The 15467-nt window shown below is 36.4% G+C and carries 14 protein-coding genes; 8 read left to right on the forward strand and 6 right to left on the reverse strand.

Translation table 11 applies throughout. The features are described from left to right. The first annotated feature begins 6 nt into the window (after window positions 1-6). Complete coding sequence (locus tag MRZ19_RS04310; RefSeq protein WP_291030685.1) at window positions 7-459, forward strand: hypothetical protein; 453 nt, start codon at window positions 7-9, stop codon at window positions 457-459. Here MRZ19_RS04310 and uvrC read toward each other — a convergent pair. Next, window positions 456-2288: an excinuclease ABC subunit UvrC gene (gene uvrC / locus MRZ19_RS04315; RefSeq protein ID WP_291030687.1), complete on the reverse strand. Its 1833-nt coding sequence runs from the start codon at window positions 2286-2288 to the stop codon at window positions 456-458. The genes MRZ19_RS04310 and uvrC overlap by 4 nt on opposite strands. A gap of 7 nt (window positions 2289-2295) precedes the next feature. After that, entirely contained in the window at window positions 2296-2745 is a 450-nt protein-coding gene (locus tag MRZ19_RS04320; protein WP_291030689.1) for a hypothetical protein, read from the reverse strand. Window positions 2746-2851: 106 nt separating this feature from the next. Between MRZ19_RS04320 and MRZ19_RS04325 the strand changes: the two genes are divergently transcribed. Then, on the forward strand, window positions 2852-4327 hold the full coding sequence (locus tag MRZ19_RS04325) for an FAD-binding protein (protein ID WP_291030691.1): 1476 nt from the start codon (window positions 2852-2854) through the stop codon (window positions 4325-4327). 149 nt (window positions 4328-4476) lie between these two features. Here the strand turns inward: MRZ19_RS04325 and MRZ19_RS04330 are convergent, their stop codons facing one another. From MRZ19_RS04330 to MRZ19_RS04340, 3 genes are read right to left on the reverse strand one after another with little or no spacing between them, the layout of a single operon-like run. Beyond that, complete coding sequence (locus tag MRZ19_RS04330; RefSeq protein ID WP_291030693.1) at window positions 4477-5214, reverse strand: amino acid ABC transporter ATP-binding protein; 738 nt, start codon at window positions 5212-5214, stop codon at window positions 4477-4479. A gap of 8 nt (window positions 5215-5222) precedes the next feature. Next, complete coding sequence (locus tag MRZ19_RS04335; RefSeq protein WP_291030695.1) at window positions 5223-5876, reverse strand: amino acid ABC transporter permease; 654 nt, start codon at window positions 5874-5876, stop codon at window positions 5223-5225. A gap of 3 nt (window positions 5877-5879) precedes the next feature. Next, the gene (locus MRZ19_RS04340) at window positions 5880-6518 is read right to left on the reverse strand and encodes an amino acid ABC transporter permease (protein WP_291030905.1); all 639 of its coding nucleotides are present in this window, start codon (window positions 6516-6518) and stop codon (window positions 5880-5882) included. 159 nt (window positions 6519-6677) lie between these two features. On the opposite strand from MRZ19_RS04340, the gene hemJ reads away from it, so the two are divergent. The 6 genes from hemJ (at window position 6678) to MRZ19_RS04370 (ending at window position 14250) form a co-directional block, all read left to right on the forward strand. Next, window positions 6678-7109 (forward strand): protoporphyrinogen oxidase HemJ, encoded by a 432-nt coding sequence (hemJ, locus tag MRZ19_RS04345; RefSeq protein WP_291030907.1) that lies wholly within the window; start codon window positions 6678-6680, stop codon window positions 7107-7109. An 8-nt stretch (window positions 7110-7117) separates the two neighbouring features. Continuing rightward, window positions 7118-8527, forward strand: a complete 1410-nt coding sequence (argH, locus tag MRZ19_RS04350) for an argininosuccinate lyase (protein ID WP_291030697.1) — start codon at window positions 7118-7120, stop codon at window positions 8525-8527. Next, complete coding sequence (ubiE, locus tag MRZ19_RS04355) at window positions 8527-9234, forward strand: bifunctional demethylmenaquinone methyltransferase/2-methoxy-6-polyprenyl-1,4-benzoquinol methylase UbiE (RefSeq protein WP_291030699.1); 708 nt, start codon at window positions 8527-8529, stop codon at window positions 9232-9234. Before argH ends, ubiE begins: the two co-directional genes overlap by 1 nt. 156 nt (window positions 9235-9390) lie before the next feature. Continuing rightward, window positions 9391-11637: a glutamine-hydrolyzing GMP synthase gene (gene guaA, locus MRZ19_RS04360; RefSeq protein ID WP_291030701.1), complete on the forward strand. Its 2247-nt coding sequence runs from the start codon at window positions 9391-9393 to the stop codon at window positions 11635-11637. 57 nt (window positions 11638-11694) lie between these two features. After that, window positions 11695-13461, forward strand: coding sequence for a DUF262 domain-containing protein (locus MRZ19_RS04365; RefSeq protein WP_291030703.1), 1767 nt, complete (start codon window positions 11695-11697; stop codon window positions 13459-13461). Between the two features lie 138 nt (window positions 13462-13599). Then, window positions 13600-14250 (forward strand): hypothetical protein, encoded by a 651-nt coding sequence (locus MRZ19_RS04370; protein ID WP_291030704.1) that lies wholly within the window; start codon window positions 13600-13602, stop codon window positions 14248-14250. 119 nt (window positions 14251-14369) lie between these two features. On the opposite strand, the gene MRZ19_RS04375 is transcribed toward MRZ19_RS04370, so the two are convergent. Then, complete coding sequence (locus MRZ19_RS04375; RefSeq protein ID WP_291030706.1) at window positions 14370-15437, reverse strand: tyrosine-type recombinase/integrase; 1068 nt, start codon at window positions 15435-15437, stop codon at window positions 14370-14372. Window positions 15438-15467: the final 30 nt, after the last annotated feature.

Consider the following 15467-nt stretch of genomic DNA (forward strand, 5'->3'; position numbering starts at 1 on the left):
AAAACTATGCAAGTTAGTGATAAGAATAGCCAAATGTGGGGCTTATTAAGCCAAGCTTATGACCAAAATAAATCTAGTAATCTAACAAGCTCTACCAAAGAAACACAAAAAACAGAAGGTATTGATACACTCTTTGATACGATAAATTCCAATATTAAGCCAAGTGAAATTGAAGACACTTTGACGCTTAGTCACGATTTTACAAAGCTCCGTGATTTTGCTAAAGATTTTAGCATTAATGGGAATCTTAGCGAACTAGGTGATGCAATGGCGCAAAGTGGAATCTTAAATAAAGAGGAAAAAATGGGTTTTGATATGCTCTATAAGTTTAATCCTAGTTTAGATTCCACACAAACACAAAATCTATTGCAAAATGCAAATTTAAGCAAAGAAAATCTAAATTTACTTAGCAATGTGGAGAGAAAAATCAGTGCTGTGCGTTATTTTGGAAACTTCTAATGCAAAGCCTTAAAAACAAATTCTGCAAGCTTTTTAGAAAGCACATTATTAAACTCCTCTAAGCTTGCATTTTGGATTCCTTCAAAGCTTCCAAAATATGCTAAAAGCTTACTTTGCGTCGCTTTGCCTATGCCTTTGATGTCTAAAAGCTTAGAATGTTGCATTGTTTTTTGCTTTTGTTTTTGGTGGAAGGTAATAGCAAAGCGATGCGCCTCATCACGCAGTTTTTGTAAAAATTGTAAGCGTTTATCACTCACACTTAAGCGATATTCCTTTAAATTTTCATCTCTTAAAATATCTTTTGCGCTACCTTTTGCGCGGTGTGCCTTGCTATCAATCTTTTCCTTTGCAATCCCTATAACTTCTAAATTAACCCCCGCACTCTCTAGCAATTCTCTAGCTAGATTAATCTGTCCAACACCTCCATCAAGTACCCATAAATCCGGAGGAGATTCCATTGTAAAATCTTGTATGCGACGCTTTAGCATTTCGCGCATTTGTGTGTATTCATCTTTTCCTTCTAATAAATAATGGCGATAGGATTCTTTAACAAACCCCTTATCATCATACACAACCATTGCTCCAACGCATTGTGCGCCTTTGTGGTGAGAGGTGTCAAAAATTTCAAAGCGATGGGGTGTTTCCTGTAGAGAAAAGAGGGTTTTAAGGGAGTCAAAAACTTCTTCCTCATTATTTTGCTCTAAGCGTAAAATCTCTTTTCCGTTTTGGATTGCTAACTCACATAGGCGTTTTTTATCTCCGTTTTTTGGAAAATGTATTGTGATTTTTTTTCCGGTTTTGTTTTGCAAAAAGGATTCCAACTCTCGTGTGTTTTCTCCTAAATCAAAGGGGATTAGAAGTTGTTTTGGGACTAGTGGAAGGGCGTTAGAGTAGTGGTTAATGAGTGCTTGTTTATAAATGCTTAAGCTATCAAAACCCAATTCACTTTTAATGTTCTGCGTTGCACTTGAGATAATTTTGCCATTACGCATAAAAAATTTGACAAGCACTGCACGCTTCTCTTCACACACAAGCGCAAACACATCTAAATCCACTAAATCTGCAAAATCCACAGAAGAAAGGGGGCTTAAGTTTTTAATTTTAGCAATTCTATCGCGCAAGATTTTAGCTTCTTCAAAGCGTAAATTTTGTGAGAGTTGCAACATTTTTTGCTCTAAAGGTATTAAAATTTTTTTAGGATTTTGCACGCATTCTAGGGCATTTTGGAGAATCTTTGCATAGTCTTTGGTAGAAATTTTACCCTCACAAGGGGCTAAACAGCGATGGATTTGATAAAAAAGACAAGCTTTTTTGCCCCTTTTGCAAGCTTCTTTTTGCGCTAGCGGAAAAATTTCATAAATGGAATCCAAAAGATCTCTAGCACCACTTGAAAAAGGTCCAAAATAGCGCAAACCTTGCTTTTTAAAAATTTTTCTAGTGAGTAAAATGCGCGGAAAATCGTCCTGCAAATCCACACATAAATAGGGATAAGTCTTATCATCACGCAATAACACATTGTATTTTGGTTTAAGTTGCTTAATAAGTGAGTTCTCTAAGATTAGCGCATCGTTTTCATTTTCTACAACGATATAACGCAATTGCGCAATTTGACTAACCATTTGCGCAATTCTAGGGCTTAAGTTTAAAGCGGGAGCTAAGTTTGGTGTAAAACGAAAATAACTCTTAATGCGATTTTTTAGATTCCTTGCCTTGCCAACATAAAGCAATTTGCCTTGTGCATCAAAATAATGATACACACCACTTTGACTTGGAATCTTTTTTAAAGTATCTAGCAGGGTTTGTGAGAGCGGCTTAAGATTGGATTCCATATGTTGGCTATTCTTGGTTGTTTAAAATGTGGTTGCGTATGGATTCAAATAAGGCGTGGATTTTTGGGTTTGTTGCTAGGTTTTCAAACTCTCCTAGACTCAGCTCGCCATAAGTTAATGGAATCGTATTTTCTTGATTTTTTTCCACTTCTTTTTTATAAATATCATAGGTTACAAAAACTTTAATGTCTTTAATTTCTAACAACGCATTTTTTTCTTGCTGATATTGTTTTAAAAGTTGCTTAACTAAGGCGATTTTGTGATAGAATTCCTGCTTGAAACAAGAGTGTTTTAATGCGATAAATAGTGTTTCATCCCTAGTGAAGCTAAAAGCGATTCCACTTTTAAGACTAAAGGATAATAGTTGGATAAAGCATTCTGATTCTCTAATTTCGTGTAATCTTTTAAAGTTAGGAGAACTTAGGAGATGCGTCAAAACTTCCGATACATTTTTCATTTTTTGATTATAACACAGATTGTTTTGTTTAGTGCTTTAAATGCGGGTTGCGGATTTAAAGATGAGCCTTTTAGAAAGCATACAAATACAGCCCTAGAGAATAGCAATGTTGCATTTTGATGTGATTATTGTAGGGGCTGGGGTTGCTGGATTATATGCTTCGCTAAATTTACCCAAACATTTAAAGGTTTTAATTCTTTGCAAGGATCAAACTTGGGAATGCAACACCTTTTATGCGCAAGGTGGAATCGCAGTTGCAAAAAACATTGAAGACATTGCGTTACACATTAAAGACACGCTAGAAGCTGGAGCTGGAATGTGTAATGAAGATGCTGTAAAAACACTGAGCGAAGAGAGTTTAGAAGTTTTAGAAGACTTAGTTGTACGCCAAACGCCTTTTGATAAAGATTCTAAGGGTAATTTGCTTTTTACCAAAGAGGCTGCACATAGCACTTCACGCATTATCCACGCTGGTGGGGATTCCACAGGGCGTGCATTGCATTCGCATTTAATGGCGCAAATCTCACACACATTATGGAAAAATGCAACGGTTACAGAACTCCTTATTGAGAATAACCATTGCTATGGTGTTAGCGTGCTAACAAAGCGCGGGAATTATAATCTCTATGCAAAGCATATTATTTTAGCAAGCGGGGGAGTGGGCGCACTTTTTGAATACCATACCAATGCTTATACGATTTCTAGTGAATTGCACGGAATGATTCTTGAAAATGGCTTAAAACTTAAGGATATGGAGATGTTACAATTTCATCCAACGGTGTTTGTCAAAACGCATCAAGCACGCAAAATGCTACTAAGTGAAGCCCTAAGGGGCGAGGGAGCAAAAATTGTAGATTTTTGGGGAAAGCGTTTTTTGTTTGATTATGACACAAAAGGGGAATTGGCTTCGCGTGATAAAGTTGCTAGAAGTATTTTTGATTACAAGTTAAAATTGCAAGAAAAATTTAACAATCCAGCAGAAAAAGAAGTGTATCTTGATTTAAATGCGTTTTCTAAAGATTTTTTTTATGAGCGTTTTCCTAATATTGCACGCAATCTTAGTGCCTTTGGATATGACTTGCCTAAAGATAGGATTCCAATTTCTCCAGCGTTTCATTATTGTATGGGTGGTATTGAAACGGATGGTGTGGGTAAGGTTGTAGGAATGAAAAATCTCTATGCAGTAGGTGAGTGTGCTTGCACAGGAGTTCACGGCGCAAATCGTTTGGCTTCAAATTCTTTGCTTGAAGGCTTGGTGTTTTCAAGGCGTAGTGCAAAAAATATTGTAGGAAATTATGGCGCAAAGGGAGAGCAAAAGATTAGAGAGTTTTTGCTCCACACAGAAGTTTTACAAAATCCGCAAGATGAGAATCTTAAAGCCATTTTACGCAATTTAATGTGGAGCAAAGTTGGTATTATGCGTAAAAAATCAGGACTCAATGAAGCATTAGGTGGAGTGGAAGTGATGCTACAAAGCGGAGTAGGGCGACTACTTCGCTTGCGTTTGCTCACTGCAAAAAATATTATAGAATCAGCACTTAAGCGTGATTTTTCGGTAGGGGCGCATTATTTAGTAGAATAAATGCAATTGCACAATAAATTTAAAAACAAACTTCTAAAACCAAAGAAAATGCAAAAATAGCTAGGCTTAGAAAGACTAAAAGTATCAAGTCTAAATATAGAATCCAAAACAGATTATTCATTTTTTTAAGCTTGTTTAAAATTTTAAGCCTAAAATTCAAAAATATTTAAAAATTTTTTAGCGCGCTCACTTTTTGGGTTTGTAAAAAACTCTTGGGGCGTTGCGATTTCTGCAATTTTTCCGCCATCAAAAAACACGATTCTATCTGCAACAAGCCTTGCAAACTTCATTTCGTGGGTTACTAAAAGCATTGTCACTCCCTCACTTACAAGCCCTCTAATGGTATCTAAGACTTCTTTTACCATTTCAGGATCTAAGGAAGCAGTCACTTCATCAAAGAGCATAATTTCAGGATTCATACACAAAGCACGCACAATTGCTACACGCTGTTTTTGTCCACCACTTAATTCTTTGGGATAGGAATCCTTTTTGTGCACCAATCCAACGCGTTTAAGTAACTCTAAGGCTTGGCTACTTGCTTCTTTTTTTGTGCGATTTTGCACTTTAATGGGAGCAAGAATAATGTTTTCTAAAACACTTAAATGCGGAAAAAGCTCGTAGTTTTGGAATACCATTCCAATTTTTTGACGCACCTTACTCCATTTTGTTTGCACATTCTCGCCCCCAATTTGCACGCCATCTAAGTAGATTTTACCGCCTTGAATGGACTCTAGTCCATTAACACAGCGCAACAATGTGCTTTTTCCACAGCCACTTGGTCCTAAAATTGCACACACTTCGCCTTTTTTAATCTCTAAACTTACACCATCTAAAACAAGGTTATCTTGATACTTTTTCATAATGTTTTCTAATTTTAATAAAACCATTGTTCTCCTTAAATGAGTTTTTTCTCTAAGTGGCGACTAAACAGGGATAAGGGGTAACACAGCGCAAAATACACAAAAAAGATTCCACCATACACCCAAAAACTTGCTGTTGGATAGCTAATAAGATTAACTTCAATAATCTGTTGTCCAACCTTTAACACATCACTAACTCCAATGAGTGCTGCAAGCGCAGTTGTTTTTATCATTCGCGTGAAAAGATTAACAAGGCTTGGTAAAAGTCGCTTAAAACTTTGTGGGAAAATAATAAACACCTGCACCTGCCATTCTTTCAAGCCCAAAGCCCTAGCACTTTGCTCTTGGTGCTTTGGTAAGCTTGAGATTGCTCCACGCACTAAATCTCCCATTTCAGCAATCCCCCAAAGACTAAAAGCTAAAATACAAGCTTCAACACCGCTTAAGTTTATCACGCTTGATAAGCCAAAATAGATAATAAAAAGCCACGCAAGAATTGGAACAATGCGTATAGATTCTAAATACAAACGACAAATTGCTTTTAAGAGCTTGGATTTTAATGCCATCAAATATCCTAAAAGAAAACCAAAAAGACAAGAAAATACAATCGCAATGAGTGCAATTTGCAAAGTTACAAAAACACCTTGTAAAATCCTTAAAATATTCTGGGGTAGAAATAAGATTTCCATATTTTATCCTAGATATTTTTTATAATGCTTCTCTAGCATTGAAAAGATAAGAGATAAAGGCAGCAAGACAACTAAATAGCAAAGCACTAAAAGAAGCAGTGTTTCATTTGTTTTGTAATAACTGCCAATCAAATCTTTTGTAACAAATAGCACATCTACAAGGGCAATTGCACTAACAACGGAGGTTTCTTTTAAGAGAAAAATCACATTTGCGCTGATAGAAGGCAGGCTTACCATTAAGCTTTGGGGGAGAATCACAAAAAGCACAAGCTGTTTTTCACTAAGCCCTAAGCTTCGCCCTGATTCTATTTGGATTTTCCCCACAGATTCTAATCCTGCGCGAAAAGATTCTGCCATATAGCTTCCACCTAAAAATACCACGCCAATAAGTGCGCAAGTGTAGCCATCTAGCTTTAGTCCAATTTGTGGCAAGCCATAATATAAAAAGAAAAGTTGAATCAGTAGCGGAGTGTTGCGTGAGAGTTCAATATAAGCTTGTGCTAGGGTGCTTAAAAAGCGGATTTTGTAAAATTGTAGGAGTGCGATAAAAAAGCCTAAAATGATAGAAAAAACGATTCCAAAAAATGAAAGATGCAGTGTTAGCCACAGGGCTTTTAGGAAAGTTGGAATCGCATTTTTCATAAATACAATATCAAGGCTTGAAAATAACTCTAACAATGTATTTCCTTAAATTTCCCAAGAAAATTCTGCAATTATACAAAAAAATTCTCATTTTCTTCTCATTTAAGTCTGTTCTGCTACAATCACACATTTAAGAAATTATCTCAAATGGAGCTTATGATGACTTTTTATTATGTGAAAATTTTTCATATCATTTCTTTTGTATCTTGGATGGCGATGCTATTTTATCTGCCACGCCTTTTTGTGTATCACGCTGAACATATTGAAAATAAGGGCTTTGTGGAAGTGGTAAAGACGCAAGAGCAAAAGCTGTTTAACTTTGTGGGCTATCCTGCATTAATTGCGACACTTATTTCAGGGGCTTGGCTGTTATTGTTAGAACCAAGTTTTTTAAAAGGTCAAGGCTGGATGCACGCTAAGATTTTGCTTGTGGTGCTTTTGGTAGCATACCATTTTAGTTTGTATCGTTATATGGTGGCTTTTAGGGAGAATCGCTGTTTTAAGAGTGGTAAATTTTTCCGTTTTTATAATGAAGTGCCAACGCTTGTGCTAATTCTTATTGTAATCTTAGTGATTTTAAAACCTTTTTAAGGCAAATTATGGCAGGCAAAAAGCTATGGGGAGGGCGGTTTAGCACAAATTCCGCTAAGATTTTAGATGTGTTTAATGCGTCTTTGCCTTTTGATAAAAAGCTTTATAAACAAGATATTCTAGGCTCTAAAACACACGCAAAAATGCTAGCAAAAGTTGGAATCCTAAGCCAAGATGAAGCGGATTTGATTTGTTGTGGTTTAGAAAAAGTGCAAGCAGAAATAGAAGCAGGGGAGTTTGACTTTAAACTTAGTGATGAAGATATTCATATGGCAGTGGAGAGCCGTTTAACGCAAATCATCGGTGAAGTGGGCAAAAAGCTCCACACAGCACGCAGTCGTAACGATCAAGTCGCACTTGACTTTAGGCTTTTTGTTTTAGATTCCAATAAGCATTTGCGCAATTTAGTGCTAAATCTAATTTCAACACTTCTTAACCTTGCAAAAGAGCACACACAAACAATGCTTCCTGGAATGACGCATTTACAGCACGCACAGCCTGTGAATTTTGGCTTTTTACTTTGTGCGTATGTTTGTATGTTTATGCGCGATTTTGAAAGGTTGGAATCCACTTTTAAGCGTAACAATTACTGCCCACTTGGTGCTGCCGCCCTTGCTGGCACGCCTTATGGCACAGATGGGCATTTTGTGGCAAAAGAGCTAGGATTTATCGCACCTACACTAAATGCTGCTGATTCTGTGAGCGATAGGGATTTTGCGCTGGATTTTTTGTATGATGCAAGTGTGCTTGCAATGCACATTTCACGCCTTGCAGAAGAGCTTGTGCTATGGAGTAGCTATGAGTTTAGGTTTATTACGCTAAGTGATGCGTATTCTACGGGAAGCTCTATTATGCCACAAAAGAAAAACCCCGATGTGCCAGAGCTTTTGCGTGGGAAAAGTGGGCGTGTGTATGGGAATTTAATGGGGCTTTTGGTAGTGATGAAGGGCTTGCCGCTAGCTTACAACAAAGACACACAAGAAGACAAAGAAGGGGTTTTTGATAGTTTTGAAACGCTTGAGATTTCTTTAAGAATCCTAAATGATGCGCTAAAGAGTATGACAATCCATAAAGATTCTATGCTAAAAGCGTGTAGGGTAGGGCATTTAAGCGCGACAGATTTAGCGGATTTCCTTGTTAAAAATTGTGGAATTCCTTTTAGAGAAGCCCATCACATTACAGGAGTAGCCGTTGCAAGTGCGGAATCTTTAGGGAAAGATTTGAGTGAATTAAGTGTAGAAGAGCTTTGTGCAGTGGATTGTAGGATTCCAAAAGAAGCGCATAGCAGCCTTGATTTAAAGGCTTCAATGGAGAGTCGCAATTCTTATGGTGGGACTTCTACACAAGCCACTTTAGCGCAGATTGAGAGCTTAAATGCGTGGTTGGAGCTTGCTAAAACAACTTTAGGGAATGCGTGATGTCAAAACAGCAAGAAATTATTACAATGTTTGATGGCATTGCAGAGAGTTATGATTTAACAAATCGCGTAATGAGCTGTGGGATTGATATAACTTGGCGTAAAATTGCGTGCAAGCAAGCCTTTAAACTCTTAAAAACTCAAGGTTTAGAGATTGCCGATATTGCTTGTGGCACGGGGGATATGATAAGCCATTGGCAAAAAAACGCGCACAAAGAAGGCGTAGAGATTCAAAGCATCATAGGGCTTGATCCAAGTGAGGGAATGCTAGCAGTTGCGCGCAAAAAAATGCCAGAAATTCGCTTTATGCGATGTGAAGCAACAGAGTTACCGCTAGAGAGTGAAAGTAAGGATATTTTAAGCATTGCCTATGGAATCCGCAATGTATTGGAGCGTAAAAGGGCGTTAAATGAGTTTGCAAGAGTGCTTAAAAAAGATGGAATCCTAGTGATTTTAGAATTTACAAAATGTGAAAATCCTAGTTTAATGGAGCAATTAATGGGATTTTATACAAAAAGGATTCTGCCTTTTGTGGGGGGAATTATCTCAAGGAATTACCGCGCTTATCGCTATTTGCCAGATTCCATTGAAGAGTTTTTAACCACAGATAAATTAAACGCTGAACTTAGTGAAGTAGGCTTTAAGCCCCTTTATACCAAAGCATTCTCCGTAGGTGTTTGCACGCTTTTTCTTGCTAAAAAACTTTAAAACTAGTGGCGTTTTAAGGCTTTTTGCTTTTTACTATGCGATTGTTTGATTTATCTTACTCCACTCACAGCTACCATAAGCCACAGAATTAAGCTAGTTTTTGCTAGAATCTAGGCTTGTTTTACAAAAAAAATCAACTCTTTTTAAAGGTCTTTTATGCAACAGAATTTTTTGCAAAATGTGGAAATTTTAGTTTTAGATTTTGGCTCACAATACACACAACTTATCGCTAGAAGGCTTCGTGAATATGGGGTTTATACAGAGATTGTGCCATATTTTGAAAAGCTAGATTCCATAAAAGCAAAAAATCCTAAAGGCATTATTCTAAGTGGCGGTCCTGCAAGTGTGTATGAAGAAGGGGCGTATAAGCCAGACTCTCAAATATTTGAGCTTGGAATCCCTGTGCTTGGGATTTGCTATGGAATGCAATATATCGCGCATTTTTTTGGTGGAAGTGTGGTAAGGGCAGAAGCGCAGGAGTTTGGCAAGGCGGTGCTTGAGATTTTAAATTTAGAAGAGAGCTTAACCTTTAGTGAGTTTAGCCACAAATCAATGCCCAAAGCCCTAGAAGCACTTGTGGATTTATGGGAGGATTCCATAAGGGATAGCCACAATTTCTTAAAAGAGAGTGATATTGCCACGCTTAAACCTGAAGTTAGTGAGCTTTTAAAGGTGTCAGAAAACACACTTGTAGTTACAGATGATGCGATATTTTTAGGCTTTTTAGGGGTAGAGCAAAATCGTATTGAAATGCTTTTTGTGCATCCAAAATTTTTCAAGCGTGGAGTTGGGATTGCGCTTTTGCGTGAAGCATTTATGCGTTCTTTAAGACAATATGATAGCATTGTTGTGGATTGTAATGTGGAAAATGTTAGGGGGCTTAGGTTTTATACGCAACTTGGATTTAAAGAAATAGGGAGAAGTCAAAAGGACTCTAAGGGTAGGGATTTTCCAATGGTGCATTTGGAAGTTTCTAGCAAAAAGTTGGAATCTAATTTGCAATCGCATAATGTTTTATTCCATAATGTGAAGCAAAACTCTATCGTATGGATGAGCCACGCCGATAAAGTGGAGTCTCTGCCTAACGGATTTGTGGAGCTTGCTAAAAGTGGAAATACGCACTATTGTGCTATTGCAGATATTAAGCGGCAGGTGTATGCCTTGCAATTTCATCCTGAAGTGGTGCATAGTGAGTGTGGCGGGGAGATTCTAAAAAATTTTGCTGTTGGGATTTGTGGGACGGATACAAATTGGAATATGCGAAATTTTGCGCAAAGTGAGATTGTGAAGCTAAGAGAAAAGGTGCTTGGGGGGAGTTGCGAAAATGGGGTGGATTCTAAGCTAACGCAAGAAAATTCACAAGAAAAAGGGTTAGATTCTAATGCGGAAGGATTTTGTGATGATTTTAAGAGTTGTGCAGATTTTGAAGCAAGGAGTTTATTGAACATAAATGACGAAGCTACAAAATCAAACTCCCTTAAAAGCACACAAAAGCCAACGCAGAAAGTGTTGTGTGCGGTGAGCGGAGGCGTAGATTCTAGCGTGGTAGCTACACTTCTTTACCGAGCCATAGGGGAGAATCTTATCCCTGTTTTTGTCGATACCGGGCTTTTGCGAAAAGGTGAAAGAGAAGCGGTAGAAGCGATGTTTAGAGAGAATCTAAAAGTGCCTTTGATTGTAGCAGATGCGAAAGAGCTATTTTTAGGGCGATTAAAGGGGGTAACTGAGTCTGAAAAAAAACGCAAAATCATCGGCGAAACCTTTATAGAAGTCTTTGAAGCTGAAGCCAAAAAGCACAACACAAAAGGCGAGATAAAGTTTTTAGCACAAGGCACGCTCTACCCTGATGTGATTGAATCTGTGAGTGTCAAAGGTCCTAGCAAGACGATAAAAAGCCACCATAATGTCGGCGGACTGCCTGAATGGATGAAGTTTGAGCTGATCGAGCCTTTAAGGGAGCTTTTTAAAGACGAGGTAAGGGCGTTAGGCAGGGAGCTTGGAATGCCTGAATCTATGCTTATGCGACACCCCTTCCCCGGACCTGGACTTGCCATACGCATTATGGGCGAAGTGAATGCGGCGGATTTGGAGCTATTAAAAGAAGCGGATTCTATCTTTATAGAAGAGCTGCATAAATGGGGCTTGTATGATAGTGTGTGGCAGGCGTTTTGTGTGCTTTTAAATGTGCGAAGTGTAGGTGTAATGGGCGATAATCGCACTTATGATAATACCATTTGTGTGCGTGCTGTGGGGGCAATGGATGGAATGACAGCAAGCTTTTCACACTTACCCCACGCATTTTTAGAAGCTGTTTCAAACCGCATTATTAACGAAGCAAAAGGCATTAACCGCGTAGTCTATGACATCACCTCCAAACCCCCGGGAACGATTGAGTGGGAGTAGAATGTAATTTTTGCGATATAATTTAAGCACTTTAGATATAAACAAAAGGAGTTTTCAATGGCAGGATTTCAATCACCCATCACAATCAATCAAGCAATGCAAAAAATACGCGAAAATCAGTATTTATTACCAGCATTTCAAAGAGAATATGCATGGAAGCCAGAACAAATAGAGGAATTATTTGATTCTCTTATGAGAGATTATCCGATTAGCTCAATGTTGTTTTGGCGTGTTAAAGATGAAAGTAAGACAGCGTGGAAATTTTATAGATTTTTGGAATATTATAGAGAGCGGTATCACACGCATAATGAGTGTTTTAATACCTCAAACCATAAAGATTTTGATGCTGTGCTTGATGGGCAACAAAGGCTCACTTCATTGTATCTTGCTTTATTTGGAAATTATGATATTCACAGGAGTAATAAAAAATGGGAAAATGACGATAGGCGTTTTAAGATCTGTGATTTTTATTTTAATCTCACTCAAAGTGAAAAGCCAAAAAATGAAAAAGTAGAATATGAGTTTTTATGGCTTGATAGAGAAGAGACAGAGCAAAAAGGTATTTATATTGATAAACAAAGGCAAAAATGGTTTAAATGCAAAGAAATTTATAAGCACGAGACAAGCAGAGTGAGAAAAATAGCAAAAGAATTTGAGTTGGATGAGAATGAAGAGGAAAGATTGGAATTATTCAGTCAAAAAATATTTGATAAACATTTAATTAATTATTATTTAGAAGAAGAGCAAAATCCAGATAAGGCAGTAAATATCTTTATACGCATTAATTCGGGTGGGACTTCTCTTGATTATTCTGATATTTTATTTAGCATTGCTATTGCAAATTGGAATAGGATTGATGCTAGAACAGAAATTAATAATCTTGTGGATAGAATTAATGAAAATTTTAGCATTTCAAAAGATTTGGTGTTAAAAGGGTTTTTATATCTCTTTCATAATTCTATTAAATTCCAAATCAATAGTTTTGATAAAAATTTTATCCAAGATATTGAGGAGAAATGGGAAGCTATTCAAAATGCCTTTATTGAAACTTTCAGATTGCTTAGAAGTTTTGGCTTTGATGCAAAAACACTCTCATCAAACAATGCAATTTTGCCTATTTTGTATTTTGTTTATCATAAAGATTTAACCCATAGTATTGTAGATTCTGTAAAACAAAAAGAAAATAGACAACTTATTAAAAAATGGCTGCTTAGAGCTACGATATTTAAATCATTTGGGGGAAGTAGTGATACTATATTGACAAATACTCGCAAAGCTTTTATTAGGGATTTTAAGCAAAATGGTATATTTTTTGATAGGGAAATAGAATACTTTCCTTGGCAAGAAATTGAAAAAGAAACAAAATATAACTACAATTTAGATATGGAATACTTGCAAAACAATGTGATGTTGTATGAAAAACATAATTCCGAATCTTTTGCTATATTATCTTTGCTTTATCCAAATTTGGATTATAAAAATAATAACTTTCATAAAGATCATTTGCATCCAGAATCTGCATATAAAAAATATGAGAAAATAGCCAAAAAACGAGCAGAAAAAGAACCAGACTATCAGTGGAAAGATTTTAAATATTATAACTCTTTGGTAAATTTACAAATGCTTGATGCTAATGAAAATAAGTCAAAACAAGATAAAAGTTTAGAGCAGTGGGTAGATGAAAATTGTGGAAACGATAGAAAGGGTTTTTTAAATAAACATTTAATTCCAGATGTGGATTTATCGCTTGAAAATTTTGATAAATTTGCAGAAGAAAGGGAGAAATTGCTATTAGATAGACTTATTGAAGTTTTGAATAAATAGTGCGACATTTGCCTTTACTAAAATAGTAATTAAAGTGATATGATGGGCGGTTTCTCTTTTCACAAAGAAGTTTAGAAAATGTGATGTTAGATTCCGTGTTTTTTGGAAATATATCAAAATATTTATAAGGATTATATTATGCAATCTTTAAGAGGTGAGTCTGCGAAACAAAAATTTATAAAAGAATATAGAGATGTTAAAGTATTGGTCTATGCCGTTTTACTCAATGGTGATAAGAAGCCAAATCAATGTGGTGGAGAGCTGACAGATAAATATTATCAATTTAGTGCGATACACAAAAACACAGGGCGAAAAGAAATCTTTTATCTTGGTTATGATTGTGGACAACAATTGCTAAAGTTATTAAATATCCCTGTTGATTCCATAAAGCTTTTTAATCCATTTAAACAAACAATTGATGATGGATTAAGCGTGGCAAATGATAAGAGTTCTAGTATGCCAAAAGATAGGCAAATCCAACCAACAACATTAGCTAATGAACTTTTTGAGATTATTAGCATTATGTATCTGGGTTTAAACTTGAGTGATACTCATATTTTAGATGACATAATTATGAAACTACGAGAAAATATAGGTGAAAATCCATCTGCCAGTAATTTTGCTTCGGTAAATACAATTCTCAATAAATATGGAACTATATCGGGAATTTTGGAAAGATTACAGAAAAACAATAAACCATTTAAAACATTTGATTTTTTGCAGTCAAGAGCTTATTTAAAAGAATATTTGAAAAAGAAAAATATGGAAAATGAAAAGATAAATTTTTAGGTATTTTTCACACACCGCTAGATTTTAGAGTTATTTTGTAAAACATTACACAAAATGAATAGAGTAGGTAAGAGTGGAATTTATAGCACTTGCTTTATGGCGCATATTGGGAAAAGTGCTTAATCCATAATCTCTGTGGTGCTTTTTAGCTTTTGTTTATCAAAATGCATATAAATGCGCGAAGTGTCCAAACTTGCGTGTCCTAGTGCTTCTTGCACAAGCACTAAGTCTTGGCTTTTTTGATAGAGCAGGGTAGCAAAGCTGTGGCGGAGCATATGTGCGCCGTTTTTTTCCTTTCTAATTCCATTTGCGATTAAAACTTGCTCTACGATTCTGCTAATATAAGCTTGTGTTAATTTTTTGCCTTTGTGATTGCAAAAGAGTAAATCCTCTTCAGTTTGCATTGTATCGCGCGTGCTTTTCCAAAGTTGCAAATCCGTGTGGATATTCTTAGATTTTAACATTACAACACGCGGTTTATTGCCTTTCCCACGCACTTGTATGAGATAAAACTCCCCATCTTGCATCATATCTTTTAACTTTAGCCCCAAAGCTTCTCCCACACGGATTCCTGTATAGATAATAATTTTCAAAATTAAGCGGTTTCTAGCCCCTAAATCTTGGTGTTTGAAGACAAAATTATTGATGCCATCAATGAAGCGATGCACCTCTTCTTCATTCATAAATGAGGGCAGTTTTTGCCCACTTTTTCCGCGCAAACCGCCCCAGTTTTTAAGCTCAATGCGAAAATTATACGAAGTGCCTTGCGCATCTTCATTCTGCTTATCAATAAAGCCAAAAAAGTTTAACAAAGCCATACGATAATTTTTCTTGCTAGCATCCGATAATGCGCTTGTGTGGATCGTTAGAAACTCTTTTAAAAGCTCCTCATCCACATTTTTTAGGCTTTCTAAGCCAATTTGTGTGAGATATTCATATAGCTTGCTTAGGGGTAAAATATAGGTGTTGATGCCGATTAAGCCGATATTGCGACACTCCTTGCAGGCGTTTTGCAGGGACTCCATAGAATCAAAGCCCTTGCGAAATCTTGCTAGAATTTTTAAAATCTCATCTTTGTTTCTCACTTGATGGTTTGATAGGCTATTAATTTTGCTATAAATGAAACGTTCTAGCCAAAACAAAAGATTTTTATTAAAATCATCAAAATGATCAAGCGCATAACGCATAAGGATTCCTTTATAAGTTTTTGTTAAGAT

The sequence above is a fragment of the Helicobacter sp. genome (genome assembly GCF_022770205.1).
Lineage (GTDB): Bacteria > Campylobacterota > Campylobacteria > Campylobacterales > Helicobacteraceae > Helicobacter_D.

What these genes read in the sequence shown, in the direction of transcription:
- MRZ19_RS04310 (WP_291030685.1), top strand. Translation starts at nt 7, where the DNA reads ATGCAAGTTAGTGATAAGAATAGCCAAATGTGGGGCTTATTAAGCCAA.
- uvrC (WP_291030687.1), bottom strand. Translation starts at nt 2,288, where the DNA reads ATGGAATCCAATCTTAAGCCGCTCTCACAAACCCTGCTAGATACTTTA.
- MRZ19_RS04320 (WP_291030689.1), bottom strand. Translation starts at nt 2,745, where the DNA reads ATGAAAAATGTATCGGAAGTTTTGACGCATCTCCTAAGTTCTCCTAAC.
- MRZ19_RS04325 (WP_291030691.1), top strand. Translation starts at nt 2,852, where the DNA reads ATGTTGCATTTTGATGTGATTATTGTAGGGGCTGGGGTTGCTGGATTA.
- MRZ19_RS04330 (WP_291030693.1), bottom strand. Translation starts at nt 5,214, where the DNA reads ATGGTTTTATTAAAATTAGAAAACATTATGAAAAAGTATCAAGATAAC.
- MRZ19_RS04335 (WP_291030695.1), bottom strand. Translation starts at nt 5,876, where the DNA reads ATGGAAATCTTATTTCTACCCCAGAATATTTTAAGGATTTTACAAGGT.
- MRZ19_RS04340 (WP_291030905.1), bottom strand. Translation starts at nt 6,518, where the DNA reads ATGAAAAATGCGATTCCAACTTTCCTAAAAGCCCTGTGGCTAACACTG.
- hemJ (WP_291030907.1), top strand. Translation starts at nt 6,678, where the DNA reads ATGACTTTTTATTATGTGAAAATTTTTCATATCATTTCTTTTGTATCT.
- argH (WP_291030697.1), top strand. Translation starts at nt 7,118, where the DNA reads ATGGCAGGCAAAAAGCTATGGGGAGGGCGGTTTAGCACAAATTCCGCT.
- ubiE (WP_291030699.1), top strand. Translation starts at nt 8,527, where the DNA reads ATGTCAAAACAGCAAGAAATTATTACAATGTTTGATGGCATTGCAGAG.
- guaA (WP_291030701.1), top strand. Translation starts at nt 9,391, where the DNA reads ATGCAACAGAATTTTTTGCAAAATGTGGAAATTTTAGTTTTAGATTTT.
- MRZ19_RS04365 (WP_291030703.1), top strand. Translation starts at nt 11,695, where the DNA reads ATGGCAGGATTTCAATCACCCATCACAATCAATCAAGCAATGCAAAAA.
- MRZ19_RS04370 (WP_291030704.1), top strand. Translation starts at nt 13,600, where the DNA reads ATGCAATCTTTAAGAGGTGAGTCTGCGAAACAAAAATTTATAAAAGAA.
- MRZ19_RS04375 (WP_291030706.1), bottom strand. Translation starts at nt 15,437, where the DNA reads ATGCGTTATGCGCTTGATCATTTTGATGATTTTAATAAAAATCTTTTG.